Annotated in this window: 21 protein-coding genes and 1 tRNA gene; 8 read left to right on the top strand and 14 right to left on the bottom strand. The window is 63.7% G+C overall.

The genetic code is table 11. The annotated features are described in order from the left end of the window. Positions 1-7: 7 nt before the first annotated feature. Positions 8-2386, top strand: a complete 2379-nt coding sequence (gene lon, locus ACVW17_RS18450; protein ID WP_456753195.1) for an endopeptidase La — start codon at positions 8-10, stop codon at positions 2384-2386. 179 nt (positions 2387-2565) lie between these two features. On the opposite strand, the gene ACVW17_RS18445 is transcribed toward lon, so the two are convergent. The 4 genes from ACVW17_RS18445 to mobB form a co-directional block, all read right to left on the bottom strand. Continuing rightward, positions 2566-2817, bottom strand: a complete 252-nt coding sequence (locus ACVW17_RS18445; RefSeq protein WP_456753194.1) for a hypothetical protein — start codon at positions 2815-2817, stop codon at positions 2566-2568. Positions 2818-2910: 93 nt separating this feature from the next. Beyond that, positions 2911-4566: an OFA family MFS transporter gene (locus ACVW17_RS18440; RefSeq protein ID WP_456753193.1), complete on the bottom strand. Its 1656-nt coding sequence runs from the start codon at positions 4564-4566 to the stop codon at positions 2911-2913. 323 nt (positions 4567-4889) lie between these two features. Beyond that, positions 4890-5159: a sulfurtransferase TusA family protein gene (locus ACVW17_RS18435; RefSeq protein WP_456753192.1), complete on the bottom strand. Its 270-nt coding sequence runs from the start codon at positions 5157-5159 to the stop codon at positions 4890-4892. 47 nt (positions 5160-5206) lie between these two features. Continuing rightward, positions 5207-5734 (bottom strand): molybdopterin-guanine dinucleotide biosynthesis protein B, encoded by a 528-nt coding sequence (gene mobB / locus ACVW17_RS18430; protein WP_456753191.1) that lies wholly within the window; start codon positions 5732-5734, stop codon positions 5207-5209. Between the two features lie 624 nt (positions 5735-6358). Here mobB and ACVW17_RS18425 point away from each other — a divergent pair. Next, positions 6359-6670, top strand: coding sequence for a hypothetical protein (locus tag ACVW17_RS18425; RefSeq protein WP_456753190.1), 312 nt, complete (start codon positions 6359-6361; stop codon positions 6668-6670). Between the two features lie 163 nt (positions 6671-6833). Continuing rightward, positions 6834-9395, top strand: a complete 2562-nt coding sequence (locus tag ACVW17_RS18420; RefSeq protein ID WP_456753189.1) for a fused MFS/spermidine synthase — start codon at positions 6834-6836, stop codon at positions 9393-9395. 130 nt (positions 9396-9525) lie between these two features. Here the strand turns inward: ACVW17_RS18420 and ACVW17_RS18415 are convergent, their stop codons facing one another. Beyond that, a complete protein-coding gene (locus tag ACVW17_RS18415; RefSeq protein WP_456753188.1) occupies positions 9526-11475 on the bottom strand; it encodes a molybdopterin biosynthesis protein in 1950 nt (649 codons plus the stop codon). Between the two features lie 9 nt (positions 11476-11484). After that, positions 11485-12594, bottom strand: a complete 1110-nt coding sequence (locus ACVW17_RS18410; protein ID WP_456753187.1) for a molybdopterin-binding protein — start codon at positions 12592-12594, stop codon at positions 11485-11487. Between the two features lie 306 nt (positions 12595-12900). On the opposite strand from ACVW17_RS18410, the gene ACVW17_RS18405 reads away from it, so the two are divergent. Next, positions 12901-14091, top strand: a complete 1191-nt coding sequence (locus tag ACVW17_RS18405) for an ABC transporter substrate-binding protein (protein ID WP_456753186.1) — start codon at positions 12901-12903, stop codon at positions 14089-14091. Positions 14092-14216: 125 nt separating this feature from the next. Here ACVW17_RS18405 and ACVW17_RS18400 read toward each other — a convergent pair whose 3' ends face one another. Further along, positions 14217-15197: a TAXI family TRAP transporter solute-binding subunit gene (locus ACVW17_RS18400; protein ID WP_456753185.1), complete on the bottom strand. Its 981-nt coding sequence runs from the start codon at positions 15195-15197 to the stop codon at positions 14217-14219. Positions 15198-15316: 119 nt separating this feature from the next. Between ACVW17_RS18400 and ACVW17_RS18395 the strand changes: the two genes are divergently transcribed. Next, positions 15317-16285, top strand: coding sequence for a Bug family tripartite tricarboxylate transporter substrate binding protein (locus tag ACVW17_RS18395; protein WP_456753184.1), 969 nt, complete (start codon positions 15317-15319; stop codon positions 16283-16285). Positions 16286-16397: 112 nt separating this feature from the next. Then, a tRNA-Ile gene (locus tag ACVW17_RS18390) sits at positions 16398-16473 on the top strand. 5 nt (positions 16474-16478) lie between these two features. On the opposite strand, the gene ACVW17_RS18385 is transcribed toward ACVW17_RS18390, so the two are convergent. From ACVW17_RS18385 to ACVW17_RS18360, 6 genes are all read right to left on the bottom strand, one after another. Continuing rightward, positions 16479-17624 (bottom strand): tyrosine-type recombinase/integrase, encoded by a 1146-nt coding sequence (locus tag ACVW17_RS18385; RefSeq protein ID WP_456797777.1) that lies wholly within the window; start codon positions 17622-17624, stop codon positions 16479-16481. Further along, positions 17621-17878: a helix-turn-helix transcriptional regulator gene (locus ACVW17_RS18380; RefSeq protein WP_456797776.1), complete on the bottom strand. Its 258-nt coding sequence runs from the start codon at positions 17876-17878 to the stop codon at positions 17621-17623. Before ACVW17_RS18380 ends, ACVW17_RS18385 begins: the two co-directional genes overlap by 4 nt. Continuing rightward, the gene (locus ACVW17_RS18375; RefSeq protein ID WP_456797775.1) at positions 17878-18456 is read right to left on the bottom strand and encodes a hypothetical protein; all 579 of its coding nucleotides are present in this window, start codon (positions 18454-18456) and stop codon (positions 17878-17880) included. The genes ACVW17_RS18380 and ACVW17_RS18375 overlap by 1 nt, the downstream gene beginning before the upstream one ends. Before the next feature lie 5 nt (positions 18457-18461). Then, complete coding sequence (locus tag ACVW17_RS18370; RefSeq protein ID WP_456797774.1) at positions 18462-18656, bottom strand: hypothetical protein; 195 nt, start codon at positions 18654-18656, stop codon at positions 18462-18464. 566 nt (positions 18657-19222) lie between these two features. Beyond that, positions 19223-19435 carry a hypothetical protein gene (locus ACVW17_RS18365; protein ID WP_456797773.1) on the bottom strand — a complete coding sequence of 71 codons (213 nt, stop codon included), beginning with the start codon at positions 19433-19435 and terminating at the stop codon, positions 19223-19225. Continuing rightward, complete coding sequence (locus ACVW17_RS18360; RefSeq protein WP_456797772.1) at positions 19432-19959, bottom strand: hypothetical protein; 528 nt, start codon at positions 19957-19959, stop codon at positions 19432-19434. The genes ACVW17_RS18365 and ACVW17_RS18360 overlap by 4 nt, the downstream gene beginning before the upstream one ends. A 543-nt stretch (positions 19960-20502) precedes the next feature. On the opposite strand from ACVW17_RS18360, the gene ACVW17_RS18355 reads away from it, so the two are divergent. Continuing rightward, positions 20503-20907, top strand: a complete 405-nt coding sequence (locus tag ACVW17_RS18355) for a hypothetical protein (protein ID WP_456797771.1) — start codon at positions 20503-20505, stop codon at positions 20905-20907. A 685-nt stretch (positions 20908-21592) separates the two neighbouring features. Here the strand turns inward: ACVW17_RS18355 and ACVW17_RS18350 are convergent. Beyond that, positions 21593-21733, bottom strand: a complete 141-nt coding sequence (locus tag ACVW17_RS18350; RefSeq protein WP_456797770.1) for a hypothetical protein — start codon at positions 21731-21733, stop codon at positions 21593-21595. 173 nt (positions 21734-21906) lie between these two features. Between ACVW17_RS18350 and ACVW17_RS18345 the strand changes: the two genes are divergently transcribed. Further along, on the top strand, positions 21907-22344 hold the full coding sequence (locus ACVW17_RS18345; RefSeq protein WP_456797769.1) for a DUF5658 family protein: 438 nt from the start codon (positions 21907-21909) through the stop codon (positions 22342-22344). The last annotated feature ends 45 nt before the right edge of the window (positions 22345-22389 follow it).

Below are 22389 nucleotides of genomic sequence, written 5' to 3'. Positions count from 1 at the left end.
TTTCGCCATGGCCGCATCAGACGTTTCAAGCCCGGCATCGAGTTCGACGCCAATCCCGAGCGATGCGACGATCATCGTCCCCGTCCGCAACACCGTGCTGTTTCCGGACGTCATCATCCCGATCACGATCGCGCGTGCGACCTCGATCGCCGCTGCCCAGCAGGCGGTGCGCGAGCAGCGGCCAATCGGCATCCTGCTGCAACGCGATCCCGAGACCAACGATCCCGGCCCGGACGGGCTCTACCGTGTCGGCACCGTCGCCAACATCGTGCGCTACATCACCGGCGCCGACGACAGCCATCATCTGGTCTGCCAGGGCGTGCAGCGCATGCGCGTGCTCGACTATCTGCCCGGCACGCCGTTCCTCGCCGCCCGCGTGCTGCAGATCCCCGAGCCCACCACCACCTCGCCCGAGATCGAGGCGCGCTTCCTCAATTTGCAGCGCCAGGCGCTGGAGGCCGCGCAATTGCTGCCGCAGACGCCGCCCGAATTGATCGCTGCGCTGCAAGGCACGACGTCGCCGGCGACCCTCGCCGACCTTGCGACCTCCTACATGGACATCAAGCCGGCGGAGAAGCAGGACATCCTGGAGACCATCGATCTCGTGGCGCGGATGGACAAGGTCTCGCGGCATCTCGCCGAGCGCATCGAGGTGCTGCGGCTGAGCCAGGAGATCGGCCAGAAGACCAAGGCGGTGTTCGACGAGCGGCAGCGCGAGGCGATCCTGCGCGAGCAGATGGCGACGATCCAGCGCCAGCTCGGCGAGGGCGACGGCAAGGCCGCCGAGGTCGCCGAACTGACCAAGGCGATTGTCGATGCCAAGATGCCACCGGAGGCCGAGGGCCAAGCGCAAAAGGAACTGCGCCGCTACGAACGCATGCCGGAAGCGGCGGCCGAAGCCGGCATGGTGCGCAGCTATCTCGACTGGCTGATCGACCTGCCCTGGAGCCTGCCGGAGGAGAAGCCGATCGACATAGCCGAAGCGCGCAAGATCCTCGACCACGACCACTATGGCCTGGAGAAGATCAAGAGCCGCATCATCGAATATCTCGCGGTGCGCAAGCTCGCGCCCGGCGGCAAGGCGCCGATCCTGTGCTTCCTGGGTCCCCCCGGCGTCGGCAAGACCTCGCTCGGCCAATCGATCGCGCGCGCGATGTCGCGGCCGTTCGTTCGCGTCTCGCTCGGCGGCGTGCATGACGAGGCCGAAATCCGCGGCCATCGCCGCACCTATATCGGCGCGCTGCCCGGCAACATCATCCAGGCGATCAAGAAGGCCGGCGCGCGCAATTGCGTGATGATGCTGGACGAGATCGACAAGATGGGCCGCGGTGTCCAGGGCGATCCGTCGGCGGCGATGCTCGAGGTGCTCGACCCCGAGCAGAACTCGACCTTCCGCGACAACTATCTCGGCGTGCCGTTCGACCTGTCGCGCGTCGTGTTCATCGCTACCGCCAACATGCTCGACGGCGTGCCGGGCCCGCTGCTCGACCGCATGGAGCTGATCAGCCTGCCCGGCTACACCGAGGATGAGAAGCTCGAGATCGCCAAGCGCTATCTGGTGCGCCGCCAGCTCGAGGCCAACGGCATCAAGGCCGACCAGGTCGAGATCGATCCGGATGCGCTGCGGCTGATCATCAAGAGCTACACCCGCGAGGCCGGCGTCCGCAATCTGGAGCGCGAGATCGGCAAGGTGTTGCGCAATGTCGCGGTGCAGATCGCCGAGGGCAGCACCAGCCACGTCACCATCGCGCCGAAGGACATCGCATCGCTGCTCGGCCAGCCCCGGTTCGAGAACGAGATCGCGCAGCGCACCAGCATCCCCGGCGTGGCCACCGGGCTGGCCTGGACCCCGGTCGGCGGCGACATCCTGTTCATCGAGGCCTCGCGCACGCCGGGCAAGGGCGGGCTGATGATCACCGGACAACTCGGTGACGTCATGCGCGAGAGCGTGCAGGCCGCGCTGACCCTGGTGAAAAGCCGCGCCTCCCAGCTCGGCATCGATCCTGCCGTGTTCGAGAAAAGCGACATCCACGTCCACGTCCCCGCCGGTGCAACACCGAAGGACGGCCCGAGCGCAGGCGTCGCGATGTTCACCGCCCTCACCTCGCTGTTGACCGACCGCACGGTGCGCAGCGACACCGCGATGACCGGCGAGATCTCGCTGCGCGGTCTCGTGCTTCCGGTCGGCGGCATCAAGGAGAAGGTGGTCGCCGCCGCCGCCGCGGGCCTGACCCGGGTGATGCTGCCGGCGCGCAACAACCGCGACTACGACGACATCCCGGCCGGCGCCCGCGCCAAGCTCGAGTTCATCTGGCTCGAACGGGTCGACGAGGCAATCGCCGCCGCGCTGGAGCCCGCCAAGGCCACGTCTGCGGCGGCGGAGTGAGCGCGGCGGATAACGCTCCGCGTTGATCATCTCGCCCGGGGCTCACCTCTCTCCCCAGCCCTCCCCCGCATCCGCCTTCGCCAAGAGGCTTCGGCGGACAAGAGGGGAGGGCTGGGGAGAGGGGTGCCGCACGGCGTGCTCTCTCCACTCCATGTTCAGCGCACGCGGAGCGGTGACGCTCAGCTCTTGCCCATGCAGTCTTCGATGTAGAACCATCGATCGTCGCCGGTCAGGCCCTTCTGCTTCACCTCTTTGCGGCAGGCCTTCAGCTTGGGCTTGTTGGCGCTCCACTTCGCCTTCATGTCCTTCAGCTTCTGCATGGTGATCTTGACCTTCGACGGCTTGGCCTCGGTCGTGCTCTGGGCTGCTGCGGTGTGCAGCGAGCCGGCGAGAAGCAAGGCGGCCACAACGCAGCTTGCGGTACGAAACATGGCTGAAAATTCCCTTTGATTATCTGTTGAATTGAACATGCCGGCGCAGTCGCACGCGGGACGCAAGATGTCCCGCGCGCGACCGGTCTGCGATCAGAGGATTTTGACCGCACTGAGCAGCGTCATGTAGACGCCCCAGGCCAGCGGAATGCCGACGAACAGCCAGAACAGCGCGGCCTTGGCGTCGAGCCCGCCAAACCCGATGCCGTAGGAGCCGTGCGGTCCGGCCGCCGCGGCGCTGGCGCTCGCATCCTGCAGCTTGGCGACTTCGGCGTCGCTCATGTGCCACTTCGGATCGACCGGCTTGATCAGGTAATTGCAGATCAGGCCGGCGATCAGCATGGCGCACAGGATGTACATCGTGGTGTTGTAGAGCTGGTCGCGCGGCACGCCGGCGGCCAGCTGGAATTCACGGATGTAGTTCACCACCACAGGACCGATGATGCCGGCGGTCGACCATGCCGTCAGCAGACGGCCATGGATGGCGCCGACGAACTGTGTGCCGAACATGTCGGCGAGATAGGCCGGCACGGTGGCGAAGCCGCCGCCATACATCGACAGGATGATGCCGAAGCCGAGCACGAACAGGAGCTTCGATCCCATTGCGGCAAAGGTCGGCGCCAAGGCGTAGAGCACGATGCCGAGAATGAAGAACGTGTAGTAGGTGTTCTTGCGGCCGATCTTGTCTGACAGCGATGCCCAGAAGAACCGGCCGCCGATGTTGAACAGCGACAGCAATCCGGCAAAGCCCGCCGCGATCGCGGCGATCTGCGCCTTCTGTCCGGCATCGAGCTGGTTGAAGCCGACATTGGGCAGCCCGATCAGCTTGCCCGCAAAGATCTCCTGCAACATCGGCGAGGCCATGCCGATCACGCCGATGCCGGCCGACACGTTGAGGCAGAGCACCCACCAGATCAGCCAGAATTGCGGCGTCTTGTGCGCGTTGTCGAGATGGACGTTTTTGCTCGAGATCATCGCGTTGGCTTTCGCCGGCGGCGTCCAGCCCTCCGGCTGCCAGCCGGCCGGCGGAATGCGGTAGCGGAACGCACCGATCATCATGAACACGAAGTAGATCGCGCCCATGGCGAGGAAGGTTTCCCAGACGCCGACCGAGGTCGGGGTCTTGAAATAGTTCATCAGCTTATCGGCGAGCGGGGCGCCGATCATCGCGCCGCCGCCGAAGCCCATGATCGCCATGCCGGTTGCCATGCCGCGACGATCGGGGAACCATTTCACCAGCGTCGACACCGGCGAGATGTAGCCGAGGCCGAGGCCGACACCTCCGATCACGCCGGAGCCGAGCCACATCAGCCAGAGCTGATGCGTGTAGACGCCCAGTGCGCCGATCACGAGACCGCCGGCCCAGCACAGCGCGGCGACGAAGCCGGCCTTGCGCGGACCGACCTTCTCGAGCCAGCCGCCCCAGATCGCGGCGGAGACGCCGAGCAGCACGAAGAACAGCGTATACATCCACCCCAGGCTTGCGACCTTCCAGTCGCAGGTTGTGGTGAACAATTCCTGCACCAGCGAAATATCCGGGCACGCCTTCGGCGCGGTCAGCCCGATCGCGCGCGACAGCGGCAGCCAGAACACAGAGAAGCCGTAGGCCATGCCGATGCACAGATGGATGCACAGCGCGGCCGGCGGCACCAGCCAGCGGTTGAAGCCGGCGGTCGCGATCGTGTGTTCCTTGTCGAGGAAACCTGCGCCTGCCGCAGACACGCGTCCAGCGCTGCTCATCGTCGTCATTGTAACCTCCCCTGCAGCCGCCGTTACATCGGGCGCATCTGCGTCTTCGATCCCGTCTCAGCCCTTGCGGCAACCGTAGGCTCGGCTGCTCCGCACATTCCCTCGATGCGCCGGGACCAACCACGCGCATTGTCGGAAATGCTAACCCCCGATACGAACGGTTATGCCTGGCCGTGCAGCCCGACCAGGACGCAGGCCGGCCCTTGTCCGTCCAAATGCCCACGTCAGGGCACAGCTTCACCTGCACGACCCGGCGGAGATTATCAATTCGCGCAGAAGGGGAAATAGGTGTCGATAGGCAAAAGGTAGATATTCAGCTGCATCTAGCCCGTACGCGGCGATGCAGCATTCGATTTATCTATCGTTCCATTGATCTTCTCGATCAGGAAAACGATCCGGACATCGCTGCGTTCGGTGATCTCGACCTTGTCGCCGGTCTCCTGGATCAGGGCCGGGATATCGATCACCGACAGCGGATCGGTGCAATGTACTTCGAGGAAATTTCCCGCCGTCACGCCCCTGAGCGCCTTGCGTGTCTTCAGCGCGGGCAGCGGGCATTTCAGGCCGGTGAGATCGAGCTTGGTCGTTGTCATGGTTCGACCATGGCGAAGCCGTCATGCATCGTCAACGCACCACCTGCTCAGCTTTCGACGGGCGCCGACGCACGCACGTCGTCGATCGGGATCGCGGCGCGCAGCATCAATTCGGCAACATCCTCGGTGTCGTCGAGATGCACGACCGGCAGCGTGGTCTCGACGGCAACATCGCTGGCGATCCCGACCACGCGCGGGTCGTCGGGAAACAGCAGCGGCTTGCCATTGGCGGCGCGATACACCTCGATCTTGTTGACCGGCTCGCGCTTGAAGCCCTCAACCACGACCAGATCGACAGGCGCCATCTTGGCGAGCAATTCCGGCAGCCGCGGCTCGGCGGCGCCGCGCAGCTCGTGCATCAGCGCCCAGCGCCGCGTCGAGGACACCAGCACCTCGGTCGCGCCGGACTGCCGGTGCACCCAGGAATCCTTGCCGGGCAAGTCGACGTCGAATTCGTGGTGGGCATGCTTGATCACGGAAACCCGCAAGCCCTGCCCGAGCAGATGGGGGATCACCCGCGACAGCAGGGTGGTCTTGCCGGCACCGCTCCATCCCGCGAGGCCAATCACTTTCATGCGCGTCTCCAAAGGCACTTAGCGTCCAATGCTGCTTATATCAGCGTTGAGCCCATGTCATGCCAGCCTGGGTGACGAGCGATTGGGTCCCCTAGTGGAGCGCCTTCGGAAGCTCGTGGAGCAGATGCGACCACAGCACGAGCGTGAATCTCGGCAACCGCCCGATGGCGACGAGCAGCAAGGTGCCGACTGCCGCGATTGGGGCTCATCCCGCGGCTCGCTATCCTGCAGCGATCACCCGGCCCGCTGACCGACCGGCCGTCCGGGCCTGGCAGGTCTTGCTGATCGACCCTCTCTGGCGGGTTTGCAGCGCACTCGCTTCCGCGGGCGTTGCGTGTCGGCTGCCAGCACTTCTTCCAGTGTCGTGTTCCTAAAGCGAAGCCTTCTGGACATCGCATCGCTCCCTGAACGGGTAGGAGCCCCATCAGTCGTTCAGCCACCGGCCCCGCGACAGGGTTCATGTCGGTGACCAGGGATAACCAGCGACGGAGCGCTTTGCTCCAGGAGAACAGTCGCCCTTCGCCCCACGTTACCGACCAACCGGCTATCCAGCGGATATACCTCGAAGTTTCCAATGCGCGGGACGGCCGGAACACGATAATGTGCAGCACTGGAGGATCATCCATGCCTCGCTCGCCTTCGATCGTGCCGCAGCAAGTCGACCGCGACACCTATCTGGTGCTGAACGATTTCGGCCGGCTTGGCCGTGCCTGGTGCGAAACCGAAGAGGAAGGCTCAGACCGGAAAACGCTGATCCGCCGCCTGCTGGATGACCAGTACAGCCAGCCGGTCCGCATCGTGGCCTTCAATACCAACGAGGGATGGTCGCGCGACGTCACGACCGATATCGCCGACGAGCTGCGGCGCCGTTTCGTCGAATACGATGAAGTCCCGAGTTCGGTGCGGCAGTTCGTGGAAACGGCCATGCGGCACTGAGCCGGATTGCCATGATCCAGCGCCGGCGGGCTCGAACCCCCACCCGAATCCAGATACCCCAATGAAATAAATGAGTTATTCGGCGGATCCCATGGCCGCCCCATAAGGCAATATTAACAGCATCTGCCTTACCTGTTCTCCCGGTCAACGGGAGATCCGATCAGTGCTCAATCGTGATGCTGTGCGAGACGCCACGGGCGCCAGGGACCGGGTCCTGGTCACCGCGATCTTTTTGGCGTCGGGCGCGGCATCCCTGATCCTTCAGGTGCTCTGGTTCAAGCAACTGCAATTCGTGCTGGGCAGCGCGACCGTCTCGGTCAGCGTCACGGTGGCAAGCTTCTTCTTCGGCCTCTCCCTGGGCAGCGCCCTCGGCGGCCGGATCGCCGACAAGGTCAGCCGCCCCCTAACGATCTACGGCTTTCTCGAACTCGCGCTCGCCGTCGTTTCCCTGGCGGTGACGGCGTTGCTGTCGCATTGGTCGACTTGGGTGGGCTGGCTGTCGCCGATGCTGGACCTGGAGTCGCCATTCCGGTTGCCGCTGATGGTGGCGCTGTCGCTCGCCATCCTGTCGCTGCCGACGATGCTGATGGGCGCGACCCTGCCCTTCCTGGTGAAATTCCTGACCCGCACGCAGACCGATTTGGCCAACCGCATCGGCCTGCTCTACGGCTTCAACACCCTGGGCGCCGCCATTGGCACCCTGACCGTTGGCTTTGTCCTGATGGGCCTGTGCGGCATCACGGGATCGAGCCTGGTTGCGGCGACGTTGTACCTCTGCGTCGGCGGCGTGGCCCTGCTGGTTGCGCGCAGCGCAAGCCCGATCGTTGCGGTCGCGGCAACCACGCCGGTGCCAACCGCCGCGCCGGCACACGACAGGACGTCGATCCTGATCGCGATCTTCGCATGCTCCGGTTTTGTCTCGATCGCCTATGAAGTGGTCTGGTTCCGCTTCCTGACCAATATCAGCACCTCGAGTGTCTACGCATTCTCAGGGATGCTCGGCGTCTACCTGCTGGGGCTGGTGATCGGCGCCCTGATCTGCGCCAGGCTGCTCGCCCCGCGCAAGGATCAGTTGCTGCGATACTTCGCCGTCACACAGCTCTTGATCGCAGTTGCGGCCACGCTGACCGTCGCAATCCTCGGCAAGGCGCGCACCGTCGGCGTAACACTGTCGCCGATCGTATCGGGCCTCTTGCCGGTCCAGGTGCAGGAGCTGCTGGGCGGTGACGTTCCATTCTTCCTCATTTGTGCCATTGCCCTGTTGCTGCCGACCACGCTGATCGGCATCAGTTTTCCGCTGGCCAGCGAACTGACCGTGATGCAGATGAGCGCGCTCGGTCGCAGGATCGGCACGCTCTACGCCTTGAACACGATCGGCGGCGTGCTGGGCTCGCTGGCGGCGGGGTTTCTCCTGATCCCCTATCTGGGCAGCCAGGGCGCGCTCACCGCATTGATCGTCCTCAACGTCCTGCTGTTTGTTACGACGACTTTGTCGCAACCGGATCTTCTGAAACAACGCACCCTGTGGCGGCAGGGAGCGATTGCCGCCAGCGTCATCGCCGCATCGCTGCTGCTGCTCACCCCGCATTATCTGCAGCGGGTGCTGACCGCGATCGAAGGCGGCGATGTCCTCGAATTGCGCGAAACCAAGCAGGCGACTTTTGCGGTGGTCGAGTATCGCGAGAAGGCGGCGGGCACCTATCAGCAGCTGGTGGTGAATTCGAAGAGCTACGCCAACAATCGCCCCGAGGGCCGGCGCTACATGGCCGCGATGGGCCACTATCCGATCCTGCTGCACCAGGGCCCGGTCGAAACCGCGGTCGTGATTTGCATCGGGACCGGAACCACGGTGGGCGCGATCAGCACCCACCGGGAATTGCAATCCATCGACGCGGTCGATCTGGCCTCGACAGTGTTCGAAGTCGCGCCGCGTTTCGTGCCGATCAACAAGCAGTTCCATCAGAACCCCAAGGTCCATCAGATCGTGGCGGACGGGCGCCACTTCCTGCTCGGGACCAAGGAAAGCTTCGACGTCATCACTCTCGAGCCGCCGCCGCCGCACGACGCCGGCGTCATCAACCTCTACACCGAGGAATTCTATACGCTGGCAAAGCAGCGGATGCGCCCCGGCGCCGTGCTCGCGCAATGGGTGCCGCTGGATTTCAATCGCGGCATCCTGCCGAAGATGATCCTCAAGGCCATGATGGGCCAGTTCAAGCATGTCTCGCTGTGGCTGCCGTCCAGAATGGAAGGCGTGGCGATCGCCTCCGACGAACCCCTGCAGATCGACCCGCGCACGCTTGCGATGCGGATGTCAAAGCCCGGTGTGGCTGACGATCTGACGGCAAACGGCCTGGGCGAGCCCGAGGATTTTCTGGCGACATTCATCGCCGCCGATGCAAAGCTCGCAGCCTTTGTCGGGGACGTGCCGACCCTGACCGATGATCGGCCGCGCCTCGAATATTACAACTGGTATCCGCTGAGCCCGATCAGCGTCGATGAATTGAAGCGACTGCGCGAACCGTTGGAAGCCTATCTCGCCGGCACGCGCATCGACGAGGCCCGCCTCAACACCGCGCGCACCGTCGCCAATGCGATCCTGGATGAGCACAAGGCCAGCGCTGACGGCGACGCCTCCGCCGCCCGCGCCGCACTTCGCCTCGCCGTCAAGCTCGACCCCGACAATTCCTATGTCGGCTTCCTGGACCGCAAGCTGCACGAGTGAGGCCGCCTCGGGCGGAGTCGCGAATTGCTGAACAATGCTGCAATGACGAGTCCCACTCACAACGAGCGCTGCGGCGTATGGGTCCCGGCCTTCGCCGGAACGACGGCGGTGGATCTGGCGCCGCGCGCCACTACGCCGGCCTGAAGCCCGCCTTCGTCAACGCGGCCCGCCCTTCCTCCGACGCCAACGCGTCGAGAAACGCCTGCACCGCGGGCCGCCGCTTGCGCGCCGTGACCAGCGCGAAGTCGTAATGCTCTTCGGCGAGCGGAATGAAGCCGAGCCCGGAGGCATCGGCGACCGGCGCAATCGTCATGCCCCAGTCGGCGCGATGCTGCGCTACCGCGGCCGCAACCGCATTGTGCGAGCGCGGCTGATTCCAGTAGCCGTCGGGCCGAACGCCACCCAGCAGGCGATCGATCAGGATGCGGGTGCCGGCGCCCTGGTTGCGGTTGACCATGATGCAGGCGGGATCGGCGAGCGCGGCGCGCACCGCCTCCTCCGCACTCAGGCCGGCAAAGCGCGCATCGTCGTTACGGAACACGATGCCCTGCATGCGCCGCCAGCCCGGCACCAGTTCGAGGCCGTCGGCGAGATACGGCGCGTTGTAGGTCTCGGTCTTGTCGTCGAACAGATGGATCGGCGCGAGATCGCATTCGCCGCGCTTGGCAGCCGCGAGCCCGCCGAGGCTGCCGACCGCGATCGAACGCACCACAAGGCCTGCATGCGCCAGCGGTGCGGTGACGAGATCGAGCCCGGTGCAATGGCTGCCGACGATCACAAGATCGGGCACCCGCACATGCGGCGTGAACAAGATCACCTCGGCGTCGCTGCCGGCCGCCAGGTGGTCGGCCAGCGCCTCGATCTTCAGGAAGCCGTCGGCTTGCGCGAACGAGGTGATCGCGCCCGAACCCTTGCCGCTCGGATAGGCGATCAGGCCGTCGGCGCCTTCGACCAACGACACCATCACGAACTCGGTGCGGCCGAGTTCGGAGGCGATGCGCACCGGCACCTTCGCCGCGACCTTGGCATCGGACCGTGGCGGCAGGCCGGCCATCCGCCGCAGCGTCGGCACGATCATGTCGTGGAAGGTGAACATCGCCGAGGTCGGGAAGCCCGGCAGGATGATCACCGGCTTGCCGTCGCAGACCGCAAGGCACAGCGGCTTGCCCGGCTTCAGCGCCACGCCATGCGCGACGATGCCGGGCTTGCCGAGCTTTGCGATGATGCGGTGCGAGACGTCGCCAGCGCCCTTCGAGGTGCCGCCCGACAGCACCAGCATGTCGCTGTCCGCCAGAGCCTTGCGCATCGCGGCCTCGAGCATCGCCTCATTGTCCGCGATCGCGCCAAGGAACGACGCGTCGCCGCCATTTTCGGCGATCGCCGCGGTAACGATCGCGCCATTGGTGTCGTAGATCGCGGCCGGCCGCAGCCGCTCACCCGGCTGCACCAGTTCGTCGCCGGTCGAGAGGATCGCAACGTGCGGACGGCGCACCATGGCGACTTCGGCGATGCCGCAGGCCGCGAGCATACCGATCTCGCGCGAGCCGATCATCGTTCCCGCGCGCAACAGCGCCTCGCCGCGCGCGATGTCGGAGCCGGCGTAAGACACGAACTGCCCGGGCGACGCCGCGCGCCGGACCTCGATGGCATCCTTGCCGGCTGGCTGGGTGTGCTCGACCATCACGATCGCATCCGCACCGCGCGGCACCGGGCCGCCGGTCGCAATCGCGGTCGCGGTGCCCGGCAGCACCGGCAGGGCCGGCGCGGTGCCACACGAGATGGTCTCGCCGTTCAGCGCGAGTTGCACCGGCGCGCCCTCGCCGGCGCGCGCAAGATCGGCAGAGCGTACGGCAAAGCCGTCGACATTGGAGCGATCGAACGGCGGCACGTCGATCGGCGCCACCACGTCCTCCGCCAGCGCACGGCCGAGTGCATCGGCGAGCAGCCGCGTCTCGGACGGCATTTGCCGCGGGAACAGCGCTGCCTCGAAGTGCGCGATGGCTTCCTCGCGCGACAGGATGGTCAGGAACTGGTCCTGCTCGACGGACGGGTTTGGTTTCGGCGTGAACGGTTGGGTCATCTCGGGAACTCACTCCCGCAACATATAGGCATCGACGACCGTGCCCGCAGCGAAGCCTTCCGCGGAGCCGGGCACAATCAGCAGGGCTTCGGCGCGCGCGATGGCATCGAGCGACAGGTCGGCGATCGCAAGCGCAGCCCAGTGGCTCTGCCGACGCGTCAGCAGCACGACCTCCGCCATACCGACGCCGGAGGCGATCTTGCGTTCCAGCGGCAGCGCCAGGGTCTTGCGCGGCTGCCGGCCCGACAGGCGGTCAAGCACGGGAAGCGCGACTGCCCACCAGGCCGCGAAGGCCTGATCCGGCGCGCCCGGCAAGGCGATGACCGGCGTCGCGTCGATCCGGCCGGCTGCCGCAGTCCGCCCGGGTTGCAGGGCAATGCCATGCGCGATCAGTGTCCCGCGCGTCGCCACCGCATTCACCGCCGCATCGGTGTGACCGACGCCGGTGCCGCCGATTGTGGCGATCAGATCGCAGCCTGCGGTATCGAGCGCGTCTGCGATCGCCGCCATATCTGGCGCCACCTCGGTGCAGACGATTTCGGCGCCCGCGAGGCGCGCGGTGTCCGCGATCAGCTGTGCGGTCAGCTCACCGTTCGAGATATTGACGATGCGCAGCCGCGGCCGCCGGACGCGCAACATCTCCAGCCCGGCCGCGCGCGCGAGCAGCAAACCGCGCGGCAGCAGCGGCTCTCCCGCAGCAACCACGTCGCGCCCCGCCGCAATATCGCTGCCGGCACGCCGGACGCCCTGCCCCGGGATCGCCTCAGTGAGCACCTGCGGCAGCGGACCGGAGATGTCGACCGCATCGGCGTCGACCACGCAGTCGGTGCCGTCGGGCATCGTAGCACCTGCCTCGACCCAGACCGGGAGTTCGGCCAGCGGCAGCGGCGCATAGGAGGACGCGCCGACCAGATCATCGGCGCGCAGCGCCCAACCGTCGCGGGCCGCGACATCCTGCGGCGGATAGGAGCGCAGGGCCGGCATCTCGGCGGCAATGCAGCGCAAGGCATCGGCCGGCGGCAGCTCGACCGGCTCGACCGGCACAAGGTCGCGCAGCATGGCAGCCAGCGCCATATCGAGCGGGGTAAGCGAAGCCGGAAAGCGCTGGGCAGTGACCATGGCCCGCTATGGACCGAATCGGCCCCGAAAGAAACCGCCTCGCGCCGGTCCGCCACCGCGTCATTAGACCGATGGCGCGTTGACGCGGACCCCAAACTAGTTGCAAAAGAAACTAATATAACCGGGTTCCAGAGGCCCGGGACAATCATAATGGCCAATGCGCCAGTTCAGGAGGGAGACAGAATGAACGCCACCAGAGCGCTTTCAAGCGACGTGGATACCGGTTCGCGTAAAGAAGACGCGTCAAAACAAAAATCTGGAGCCCGGCTCCGATTCAATCGGAGCGGAAATGGCTCCAGACTCGCCATGTTCGGGACGCTCGCAGCCGCGCTGCTGGCCTCCTCGGCCGCATCGGCGCAGGTATCCGATGACATCGTCAAGATCGGCGTGCTGACCGACATGAACGGCCCGGCCTCGACGCCGACCGGACAGGGCTCGGTGACCGCCGCCCAGATGGCGGTCGACGATTTCGGCGGCAAGGTGCTCGGCAAGCCTGTTACGGTGATCGTCGGCGATCACCAGCTCAAGCCCGACATCGGCGCCACCATCGCGCGGCGCTGGTACGACGTCGATCAGGTCGACCTGATCGTCGACGTGCCGGTCTCGGCGGTCGGCCTCGCGGTGCAGAACATCGCCAACGAGAAGAAGAAGCTGTTCATCACGCACTCCACCGGCGCGACCGATTTCCACGGCAAGTTCTGCTCGCCCTATGCAATGCAGTGGGTGTTCGACACCCGCGCACTCGCGGTCGGCACCGCACAGGAGGTGGTGAAGCGCGGCGGCGACAGCTGGTTCTTCATCACCGACGATTACGCGTTCGGCCACTCGCTGGAGAAGGACGCCTCCGCGATCGTGACCAAGAACGGCGGCAAGGTGCTCGGCGCGGTGCGGCCGCCGTTCGCGACACCCGATCTGTCATCCTTCATCCTGCAGGCGCAGGCCTCCAAGGCCAAGATCATCGGCATCGCCGGCGGACCGCCGAACAACACCAACGAGATCAAGACCGCGGCCGAGTTCGGCGTGTTCGCCGGCGGGCAGCAGATGGCGGCGCTGCTGGCTCTGATCACCGATGTCCACTCGATCGGGCTGTCGGCCGCCCAGGGCCTGTTGCTGACCACCTCGTTCTACTGGGACATGGACGACAAGACCCGTGAGTGGTCGAAGCGCTATTTCGCCAAGATGAACCGGATGCCGACGATGTGGCAGGCCGGCGTGTACTCCTCGGTGACCGCCTATCTGAACGCGATCAAGGACAGCGGCACTGACGATCCGCTCAAGGTCGCGGCCAAGATGCGCGAGAAGCCGGTCGAGGATTTCTTCGCCCGCAACGGCAAGCTGCGCGAGGACAATTTGATGGTGCACGATCTCTGGCTGGTCCAGGTCAAGACCCCGGCCGAGTCGAAATATCCATGGGACTATTACAAGATCCTGGCGAAGATCTCCGGCGAGGACGCATTCGGCCCGCCGGACCCGGCGTGTCCGATGGTGAAGAAATAAGATGGGCAGCGGTCATTCCGGAATGGTCTGAAGGACCATATCCGGAATCTCGAGATTCCGGGTTCGATGCTGACGCATCGCCCCGGAATGACATCAGCTGAGACGCGATAGCGTCTCCGCTGATGTCACTTCGCCACTCCGATCTCGCGGAAATATCTGAGCACGCCGGGGTGGATCAGATTGATGTCGGGCGCCGCGGCGACGGTGTTCGCCGCCGTGGTCTCGCACGCCTGGGCGAGCTTCTTGCAGAACTCCGCCTCGACGCCATGCAGCGTCTTCGCCAACCGGTAGGCGACATCGTCGGACAAGGTCTCGCGCACCAGGACGTAGCTCCACGAGCCGATCGACGCGATTGCCTCGGTCTGCTTCGGATAGCTGCCGGCCGGAATGGTCAGCGGCTTCAGGAAAGTGTGCTTGGCGCGGACGCGCGCGATCTCCTCCGTGGTCGGCGCGATGAACCGCGCTCCGGCCGCACTCTCGGCGAGCTTGGTGAAGCTCGGCCAGCCGATCCCGGCGCCCCAAAGTGCTGCGACGCGGCCATCCTCCAGCATCGCAGGGCCATCGCCGGCGCGGTCGAGATAGATCGATTTGAAATCCTCGTCCTGCTTCAGCCCAATGCCGTCGAGGATGTAGCGCGACAGGATCGGGATGCCGGAGCCCTTGGCCCCGAACGCGACCGATTGGCCAACCAGGTCCTGGATGGTCCGGTACGGGCTGTCGGCGCGGACCACGAACATGCCCGGGGCCGAATACATCGCGGTGAGGATCTTCAGTTTCGTCGCCGGCGGCCGGCCGATGCCCTTGAAGGCCTCATAGGCCGGTTCGCCCGCAACCGTTGCGATATCGACGCTGCCGGCCTCGAGCAGCGGAATGTTCTCGTTGGAGCCCTTGGTGTTGCGCGGCTCGATCGACAGCGTCGGATCGGCCGCGTTCACGACCTCGGCGAGCGCGTCGCCATAGAGCGGAAAGCCGCCCCCCGGCGTCGCGGTGGCGAAACTGATCGTGGTCTTCGAACTTTCCTTGGAAATGGTCCTGCCCCCCTCCTGCGCCGCCGCGCCGCCCGCGAGCAGCAGCGCGCCGGCGCAAATCATCACAGCGAATTTCATCCCGGGCCTCAAGCATTGCACATGAGCCCGACTATCGTCGCACGGGCAGGGTCGTAGGCAAAGCCGGCGTTTTGTGAAACCATGACGGCAACAGTCACAAGAAAATGACGGGAGAGACGATGTTCCGGTTCGCACGTGCTACGTTGCTTGGTTTGATCTGCTGCCTTGCCTCGGTTGCCCCCTCCTCCGCTGCCGACTATCCGAATCGTCCGGTGCGCTGGCTGATCGGCTTTGCCGCCGGCGGCCCGGTCGACATCGTCGCTCGCATCATGAGCCAGTGGCTGTCCGATCATCTCGGCCAGCAATTCGTGGTCGAGAACCGCGCCGGCTCCGGCGGCAACATCGCCGCCGCCGCCGCGATCAACTCGCCGGCGGACGGCTACACGCTGCTGTTCGTCGCGCCCAACAACGCGATTTCGACCTCACTCTACAAGAAGCTGCCCTACGACTTCCTGCGCGACACCACGCCGGTCGCCAGCATCATGCAGCTCACAAACATGCTGGTGGTCTCGAACGCGATGCCGGTGAAGACCGTTCAGGAGTTCATCGACTATTGCAAGGCCAATCCCGGCAAGATCGCCTATGCGTCATCCGGCAACGGCACCTCGGTGCACATGTCGGCCGAATTGTTCAAGGCGATGACCAAGTGCGACATGCAGCACGTGCCGTATCGCGGGTCGGCGATCGCCTTTCCGGACATCATCTCCAACAAGGTGCAGCTGATCTTCGACAATCTGCCGTCGGCGCTGGAGCAGTCGCGCGGCGGCAGCGTCCGCGCGCTCGGCGTCACCTCGCCGCAGCGCTGGCCGGGTGTGCCCGATGTGCCGGCGATCGCCGAGACCGTTCCCGGTTTCGAGTCGGTCGGCTTCTACGGCATCTCGGCGCCGAAGGGCACGCCGCCGGAGATCGTCGAGATCCTCAACAAGGCGGTCGGCGAGGCCTTGAAGGACCCCAAGCTGGTGGCGCGCCTCGCCGAGGTCGGCGGCATCCCGAAGCCGATGACCCCGGCCGAATTCGGCAAACTGGTCGCCGACGAGACCGAGAAATGGCGCAAGGTCGTGGATTTCGCCGGCGTCTCGGTGGATTGAGGCGTGGATGGCTGCCACGGGCCGGTCGGGGGCGGCATTGCCGAAACCCGACGCAGCCTGTAAACGGAGCCCGCACCGTTGCCCGCCGCACCATGCGGCCCGCAAGGCGGCGGGGCCTGTAGCTCAATGGTTAGAGCCGGCCGCTCATAACGGTCTGGTTGCAGGTTCGAGTCCTGCCGGGCCCACCAGCGCGCTATTTGCGCTCTGAATCATCTAACTTTTTTCTCCGATTTGTCTCACTGTTCGGTGCAGGGCCGGAAAGTGAGACACTTTTCCGATTCCTGTGCTCATCAAGGCGAGCAAATGCATTATCGACCATGATGCGTTTCCGGGCCTCGCGGATGTAGATCTCCGCGGTCTCGAGCTTTGACCAACCAAAAAGTGCGCACATTTCCGGCGCAGTGGCTCCGCTCTCCGCCATGGCTACCGCGCTGGCCTTGCGAAGACCGTGCGATGAGCATTGCGGAAGCTTTGCTTCGTCGCACCAATCGCGCATCTTGTTTCCGAAGCCGGCGATCGTGAACGGGCGACCGAGATCATTGACGAGATAAGTCAAGTCGCCGACCGGCGTCGCCGCCAAAGCCTGTTTCAGTTCCGGGGTAAACCGCGCGACAATCGTCTTGCGCGTCTTTGCCCGGTTGCGGCCCTTCCACGCGACAAACTCTAAGTATCCGTCGATCTCGTGTTGGCGGCCGACGCGGCAAGCATCTGAGCGACGCGCGCCGATGTTGAGCATGATCTCAAGCGCAAGGCGCGCCTTCGTGCCGACATCGTGATGCTTTCGGTACTGCTCAACTTCGGAGCGCGTCCAGGTGTGCCAACCCTCCGTCTCGTTGATCTTCACGACGCCGACCGCGGGGTTAAATTTTGCGTGCTTCTTTGCTATTGCCCACTTGAACAGGCCGCGCAGGTATTTCACCAGCTTGTCTGCTGCTCCTGGGGTATTCCTCCGCTTGTCTCGACTGGCCTCAACGTCTTCAGTGCGATACGCAGCAAAGGGCAGATTGCCTGCAACCACGCAAAACCTGTCCAAGACGCTTCGCTTGTCGGCCTGCGTTAGCTTGTCGAAGCCTTCGAATTCAGCCGATCGATAGTACCTGTCGACGAGCCAATAAAACGTCGTCTCGCGAGGTGCCGCCGGTTGCTGGCCCACCCTTCCTTCTAACCCTTCCAAGGCCTGGAAGTACGCCTTCATGAATTCCGCCGTGATGCGGCCGGTCGCGTCCTCGAAGGTTTGACGAATGCGAATCTTTTTATGGCCAGGCTTGCGGACGTAGTAACGAGGGTTGCCGCGCGGGTCTGGATCAAATACGCAATATTTCAGCCGAGTCTTGATCATGCCGTAACACCATCAAAGGGATTCTTGGCCGGAAGCTCGCCGTCGCGCAGCCTTTCCCAGGCCTCGCGAACTTCTCCAACATCCCACAATACGACGCCGTCGATCTTGCGCCCTTTTGGCATCCTGCGATCCCTGACCCACTCATCGAATTTGGTCGGAGAAACGCCAACCGACGCCGCCGCCTCCTCGCGACGCAGTGCGAAACGTGGGATCGACACATCTCGAGGCGACAGAGCCGGGCCGGTGGCAGCCATCAGGCGACCTCGCTTATTTTTTCCAGGGCGCGGCGTATTTCGGATTGGGAATCCTTCGGGAACAGCGTGAACAACATCTCGTTGCGCTGACAGTCGAATAGCGAAAGTACAACCGACCAGAAATTGTCGCGCGTCGCCACAACCGAAGGGTTAGCAAAGTCGTTTCTAGGGTCCAGATGCAGAATCTTTATTTCGCGCTCGCAATGGCTGGCGATGACGCAGTGGTTCTCTCTGGATTCAGATGTCTTGCAGACAACCAAACAGGTGTCCGGCTCATCGAGAAACCGAGGAAGGCATTGTAGCCAGTGAAGTGTGGCTTTGATGCCACCCAAATCCGACACCTGTGTCGGATTTAGTCCGGATCGGGCTAGCTTCATGTAGCGCTGCGCCTTGCGCTCTGGAACACCGGCAGCGCTTAGGAAAGGCAGCCATTCGCCATGGTCGCAAGCTGACCTAGCCTCATTCAACGACTCGCCGGCCGCCATCGCGAGAGCGATGGCCGATGTTTCTGCTGCCGAGGAAGCAGCTAGCTTGTCCTTGATATCGGCCGCCAGCACGGTGAGGCGATTAGATTGCATCGAGCCTACTCGGCAGCGATCATCTGATGCTTCGCGACGTCCTCGGGCACGGGCACGGGCACCACCGACGCCGCCAGCGCGATAGTGATCTTTCCGTCCTTGTCGATCTGGGCATGCGTCGGCTGAAGGCCCGCTTTCTGGACCGCCAAAATAGCTCTAGTTAGATTGGTGCGTTTAAAGTCATGCGCCGCATGGGACATCTCAAAAATCTCCGTTAAGAACGCGATTTCCCGGCATACCGCCGTCCGCGCGCATAATCCTAAATTTTCTTGGGTTACCCCCAGGCCGCCCACAGAATTCACAGGTCTTTTTTCGGGCGAAAGCAGAATCAATCACTTACCGAGCAACGCGAAACGCCTCGTTTACTTGACGTCCTAGGCCTGTTGTCGGTTGGTTTCACGAAATCGCGAGAATGATAGGCCGGGCGCCGCACCCCATTCCCTCACACGCTCGGTAGAACGTCCAATCGACAGGAACGATTCAGCGTCGGGAAAATTATGCAATCGGCGACGGCGCGATCCTGCCCCCAAAGCCCGCTGCCCTCGCCATCAGTCCCAGCGTCCTTCCCCGGGGCGCTGGGACTTATTTATGCGGACCCAGCTTCGCCCACCCCCAGACTGATGAATTGCAGAAAATTTCAGCGAGTTAAGCAACCGAAGCGCAGGCATTGACGTTTGCTCGCGCTGGGAATTTCAGGGCCCAGAATTTGGAGTGAACGCCGCCGGGCATGTATTGCAGATCCCGGTGGCGTTTTTTCCTTGACGGCTCAAACCCGCTCGCGGGGCTCGAGCCTGTGCACGACCGCCATTATCGGCCGCTGTGCGGTAACGGTGGCCTCCTGATCAGATGCAGACAGGAAGCCGGTCACGAGTTCCTCGGCCAAACGCAGCACCGCCAGCGCATCCTCGCAATACTCCGGCAGTTGACAGGCTATCTGGATTGCCTGTCGGCGGCGCCAGTCCTGCGGCTGCTGCGTCATGCCATGCTCCCCCGTTGCCAATCATTAGTACCCGCCTGTTCGTGGAGGCCTTCGTGGTCGCCGATGCCGGACTCGGCCGGGTCCTGCTCGAGATCGCGACGACCGCCTGCTGCCCATTCCTCTTGGCTATGCCAATGGTCCAAGCTGCCGAGGCTCGGCTCGCTGTCCGCTTGGTCCTGCTCAGCGTCGATCTCGACCGGCTCGCCAACGCGCTGCCTGTTGCAGTGCTCCTGGCTCAGCATCCGGTCGAAGCTGCCGAGATCCGGCTCGCGGTCGTCGCCGCCACTGCCCCGACCCATTCCAGGGAACGCCTCCTGGAAGCCCAGCGAGGGCTCGTCAGAGCCGTCCGGCTCCCGCTCCATGTGGTCGTCGGTGTCGTCGAGAAACCGGATAAGCCGGTCTATCTCGTCCCTGGCTTCCTTACGGAGGCGCCCTATGGCCTGGAAGATCTGCTCGGGGGAAACGTTGGTTCGGAAATAAAGCCCTCCAGCGGACTCCGCTGGGGCTCCTAATGGTGCTTTCATGGTGGTTCTCTTCAGATTGGCCGATCAAAGCCGTACCCGGTGGACGGACCGGGCAGCCGGGAGTTGATCGCCCGCTGAAGAGACGGGCCGGCGGCGTTTAAGGGTTTCCCCTCTGGACATAGCGCACCGCTCCCGGCCATAATGGCCAGGTCGGCGCACCCGCCAAGGTGCAGCCAGCGCTGTCGAGCCCGCCAAGGCTCATTCGCGCAGACGGTCTCCCGGCGCCAACCGGTTTCCGTCTCTTCAGTCCGGGCGATCAAACCCAACAGACAGAAAACCACCGGTCCGGTGATTTGCCAAGCCCCTCCGGGGGCCGCTGGCGCTTGCCGCTAGCCTTGCCCGGCCTCCCAACGCTGCAAGGAAACCAGATCCATTCTGGGTCAGTGTGCTGTCGATCTTGATCGGCGCGTCCAGCGATCTCAGGCCGAACTTGCCCACGCCGTGCTTATTAGCTTCGCGATAGTGCGCCCTGACGAATTCTTGGACGCGAGCCTGCACATGGTCCAGCCGCAGTGAGCCCTCTAGAATCGCCAGGAAGATCGATTGAATGACGTCGTCCCTGACGTCGTGTGGCAACTGGTATGGCACGAGTCGAGCGACGCGCTGATATTCTTGCTGCACCGGCGTGAGGGCGACCTCGCGATGCGCGATGATATTGGACCGCGGCCGAACCAGAAGTATTTTGGTCGTGTAAAGCCTGTCGAACTCCGGATTGTTCCGTCGAAGTATCTTCAGCTTGTTAAAACCGAAAATCCGGTCAGGAGATCCTTGACCAACTACTTGTCGACGGACGCTTCCTTGCCGCTATTGCTGGCGGCTTTCAGGCCTGACGGAGGAAAGGGCAAATGTTGCGGTGGTTGCTATCGCCGGTTCTTGCGTTTCTTTTTGCACTCGACGTGGCTCAAGCACAGTCAATCATGTGCACGTACAACGAATGCCGGCCGGTGACGCCGGGCTGCCACGTAGCTCATGGGCCTTCATGGTTACGAGAGGGAAGTATGCCCGGCAAATGGCTCCGGTAGTAACTCACCCAGTTCTGGCCACGGCCAGGTGACTTGCACGAAGCAGAAATCAAACTGCTTAAAAGCCAATGCCAATTCCCCTGAGCTTTTGGCGAAATGCGAGCCAGCGCATCGACAATGCCTAAGCACGGGAGTTTGGGTTGGTCCTCTAGTGACTTTGCAAAATATGGTACGGCGCTGATTAGCAGACTCTTCATCGGCATGCGTCAGAGATCGTTAACTGGCGCTCTGCGTCGCTTGACCAATCCCTTGTCGGCCGGAGCGCCCTTCCCTCGATTCCTAGCGGCTTCACTTCGCACGCAATCAGCGCGAACTTGGGGCCATGCCCTGGCGCCGCAAGCCCGCTCACTTCCTCCGCTACCTGGTCCGGCCCCGTTGATCGCAACGCCCGGTTTCAAAACTGTGCTCGTCTTCTGCGTCGGCTGTCAGCACCACAACGGCCGGCTGAGGCTTGCCGACCTTCCGGACTGGGACTGGTCCGATATCTCGGCGCATCTGAAGTGCACCGCATGCGGCAGGGTCGGCTGGGTCGATACTCGGCTGGACTGGGGTGAGGTCGTAAACTTCGCGAAGGGCGTCTCCGGCTGATTCGCCTAACCGGCGTCGAGTGCCTATGTTCCGGTATGCCCATTGCTCGAAAGCCGCTCGAAATCCCGCCGGAGGTGGCCAGGAAATTCGCCGCCAAAATGCAGGCGTTCCACGCCGAGCGCGATCCGCTCAAGCGCGACGAGATTGCGGCTGACACGCGGCATATCCTCCTGCAGCACATGCCAAAGGGCGCGAAGCTGTCACCCCCATCGTTTGTGAACCAACTCACCTGCGGGCCCCCGTAAAACTACGTCCGTCGTTATGTCACCTTCTCGGCGACGGTAGAGCTACTTTCAATGAGGGATGATTTGAGACGCTTTCTTGGGGCTACCGACGAATGAAAGTTTGGATCTATACCGACACAAGCAGAACTGTTGGCGACCCGCTGCACTTGAAGGTCTTTGCGACCAACGAGACCGCACAACGTTGGTTCAAACAGAACGATCCCGAAGGCGTCGCGTTCGCCTACGAGGTTATCTTGGGGGCACGTTACCTGGCCAAAACACTCTTGGTGCTCCTCGTCCTAATTCTTGGGCTAGCCGATCTGTTTACCACCAACACGATACTCAATCTCGGCGGGGGCGAGTCGAACCCGTTCATGCATATCGCGCAGACATGGCTTGGCCCCTGGTGGCTTATCCCGAAGCTCGGTTTAACCTACTTGATGATGTGGCTGCTTTGGCGCAGCAACAAACCCATCAACATCGCCCTGGTGGTAGCGTTTTGCTTTACGCCCGTGTTGAACAATCTCCTCATCATCACAGGCACGAAATAGACCCATTCACATCCCCGTTTACGGATAGGACGTTCAGCGCGCGCT

The organism is Bradyrhizobium sp. USDA 4473 (assembly GCF_054063335.1).
Note: the sequence above shows the minus strand (reverse complement) of the source record. Positions and strands in the feature narration are given on the sequence as shown.